This is a genomic window from Blastomonas sp. CCH1-A6 (genome assembly GCF_001556365.1).
Taxonomy (GTDB): Bacteria; Pseudomonadota; Alphaproteobacteria; order Sphingomonadales; family Sphingomonadaceae; genus Blastomonas; species Blastomonas ursincola.
In genome coordinates this window covers 1-3208 of the sequence record NZ_LSIS01000424.1, presented here as the reverse complement: position 1 = coordinate 3208, position 3208 = coordinate 1, and the positions used below count along the sequence as shown (strand labels likewise).

The window sequence follows — 3208 nt, the reverse complement described above, 5'->3', positions numbered from 1 at the left end:
ACATCCTCGATATCCGCGCGCGAGGCATCACCGCGCAGCTCGACCTGCCAGCCGAGATGGCATTGACTGGCATCCAGTTCGTCAAGCGACGGGATCTGGTCGGTCTGCGCGGTGATGCCTCGCGCGCGGATATCGAGGATGTGTTCATCTTCGTGATGGACGACATGACGCTCGACATCGTGCCGATCGAGGCGGACGACGCCGACGAAACGCAAGCCGAAGCCGCGCCGACCACCGCCCTTGCCGCGGACACCGGCTCGGTCGCGAGCACCCAGGCGACGCCAGCCGCTATCGAGCCAGGCACCGGCGACGCCGCGCGCGACGCCGCGCGCAACGCCAAGGTCGCCCCGGCAAAGGCGCAGGAAAGCGTGCGCGTTCCGGCCGAACGGCTCGACGTGCTGATGGACCGCGTGGGCGAGCTGGTGATCGTGCAGAGCCGATTGGCGCAGCTTTCCAACCAGGGCGTTCGCGGGCCGGCGGGCGAGCTGGCCCTGCGCTCGGTCGCCGAGGATATCGAGCGGCTCGCCAGCGAGCTGCGCGACACGATGATGGTGCTGCGCATGGTTCCCGTCGCCAGCCTGTTCGGCCGCTTCCGCCGGCTGGTGCACGATCTGGCGCGCGAGACCGGCAAGACCATCGAGCTTTCGACGCATGGCGAGACCACCGAAGTCGACAAGACGGTGATCGAGCGTCTGGCCGATCCGATGGTGCACCTCATCCGCAATGCCTGCGATCACGGGCTTGAAACGCCCGAAGAGCGCGTGGCTGCGGGCAAGCCCGAGGCCGGGCATGTCACGCTCAGCGCGCATCAGGCGGGCGGCGAGGTGCTCATCACCATTCGCGACGATGGCCGCGGCATCAACCGCGAGCGCGTGCGCGCCAAGGCAGAGGCGCAGGGCCTGATCGAACCCGGCGCGCAGATCAGCGATTCCGAGCTGCTGCAGATGATCTTCCATCCCGGTTTCTCGACCGCGGCGCAGGTTACCAACCTGTCCGGGCGCGGGGTCGGCATGGACGTGGTCAAGCGCACGATCGAGAGCCTGCGCGGTACGATCGACATCACTTCGAACCCGGGCGACGGATCGACCGTGGTGCTGCGCATTCCGCTCACCCTGGCGATCATCGAAGGGCTTCTCGTGCGTGTCGGCGAGGGTTGCTATGTCATCCCGCTGGCGGTGGTCGAGGAATGCATCGAGCTCAGCCTTGAAGAGGACATGCGTTCGCGCGGTCGCAGCTTCATCACGCTGCGCGACCGGCTGGTGCCCTTCATCCGGCTGCGCGAGATGTTTGCCACCGGCACCAAGCCCGATCCGCACCAGAAGATCGTGGTCATCACCACCGGCGGCGAACGCGTCGGCCTGGTGGTCGATCAGATCATCGGCAGCCACCAGACCGTCATCAAGTCCATGTCGCCGCTGCACCGCGATGTGGCGACCTTTGCCGGCGCGACCATTCTGGGCGACGGCAGCGTCGCGCTGATCCTCGATGCGGTCCAGCTCGTCGCCTTTGGCCAGGAACAGGAGGAGCGGCTGCGCGCCGCCGGATAAGCCCATGCAGGACACACTCACCCCGATATCCGCCGCGAACTGGGATGCCGATGGCCAGCTGGAAGTGCTGACCTTCGACCTAGCGGGCGAGACCTTTGCGGTCGAAGCGATGCTGGTCCGCGAGATCCTCGATCTGCTGCCCGAGACGATCGTGCCCGGCGCCTCGCCGCTGGTGCGCAGCGTGGTCAACTTCCGCGGCAAGATCATCCCGATTGCCGACCTGCGGCTGGCCTTCGACATGCCTGCGGCCGAAAACACCATCGACAGCCGCATCATCGTGATCGAGATCGCCATCGACGGCGAGCCGACCCAGATCGGCATCCGCACCGACAAGGTGCACGAAGTCGCCACGCTGAACCATGCGGATAGCGAAAAGCCGCCCGTGGTCGGAATGCGCTGGCGCCGGGAGTTCGTCCACGAACTCGTCCGCCAGGCCGGCGGCATCGTCGTGCTGCCCGATCTGTCAGCCATCTTCAATACCAAGTCGCCGGAGAGCGGCACCGCCTATCCTGCCGTGGCAAGTTAGAGAGAGGATCAAGCCATGCGTCCGTATGTTTCCCTGAAGTCGAGTTCGCATTTCGACTATGCCACCGAAGAGGTCCAACGCGTCACGCGTGCCTTGGCCGGGGGAGACAACGCGGCGCGGGCTGACGCGATGAGCGCCACCGGCGGGGGGCGCGCGATGCTGCTCGCGGTCAACGAACTGCTCGACACCGCGCACAGGCCTGTCCAGGCGCTGCGCACCGGGGTGGACCATGTGCTGGCGGAACATGCGCGCGGCGATATCGACGTTGCACTGCGCCCGGCAGATTACCCGGGCGAATATGCGATGATCGCGCAGACGGTGAACGAACTGGTCGAGGCGCATATTGCGGTCAAGAAGAGCGCGATGGCCTGCATCCAGGAATTTGCCGGCGGCAATTTCGATGTCCCCTTCGAGAAGCTTCCGGGCAAGAAGGCGTTCATCAACGATACCATCGAACAGCTGCGTGGCAATCTGCGCGGGCTGATCCGCGAGATGAACACCATGTCCGCCGAGCATGATCGGGGCGATATCGACGTGTTCGTGCCCGTCGGCAAGTTCGAGGGCGATTTCGCCAGGATGGCCGAAGGCATCAACGTGATGGTCGCCAACCATATCGCGGCCAAGAAAAAGGCGATGGCCTGCATCCAGCAGTTCGGTGAGGGCAATTTCAACGCGCCGATGGAGCAGCTGCCCGGCAAGAAGGCGTTCATCAACGACACGATCGAGCTGCTGCGCGCCAATTTCCAGGCGATCATCGGCGAAATCCAGCGCCTGATCGACGCGTCCGCCGCAGGGCGGCTGGAAGAGCGCGGCAATGCCGGCGACTTTCCCGGCGATTTCGGCCGCGTCGTCGGTTCGATCAACGGCATGCTCGATGCCATCCTGCTGCCGATCGCCGAGGGCAACCGGGTGCTCGACCTGGTGAGCACCGGGGTGCTGACCGAACGGGTCGAGATCGAGTGCGAGGGCGACCATCGCCGGATGAAGGATTCGATCAACAACCTGATCGAGAGCCTGACCGGTTTTGCCTCGAACGTCACCGATGCCGCAGCGCAGGTGGCCGCAGGCAGCCAGGAACTCTCGTCGAGCTCCGAACAGGTCTCGCAGGGCGCGACCGAGCAGGCCGCTGCCGCCG

Annotated in this window: 2 protein-coding genes and 1 pseudogene; all 3 read left to right on the top strand. The window is 65.6% G+C overall.

Annotation, left to right across the window (positions count from 1 at the left end):
• Positions 1 to 1547, top strand: a 1547-nt coding sequence (locus AX735_RS19105) for a chemotaxis protein CheA (protein ID WP_066283557.1), incomplete at its 5' end; no start/stop codon positions are given.
• Between the two features lie 4 nt (positions 1548 to 1551).
• Complete coding sequence (locus AX735_RS19100; RefSeq protein ID WP_066283554.1) at positions 1552 to 2073, top strand: chemotaxis protein CheW; 522 nt, start codon at positions 1552 to 1554, stop codon at positions 2071 to 2073.
• A gap of 15 nt (positions 2074 to 2088) precedes the next feature.
• A pseudogene (locus AX735_RS19095) lies at positions 2089 to 3208 on the top strand (methyl-accepting chemotaxis protein); the annotation flags it as partial.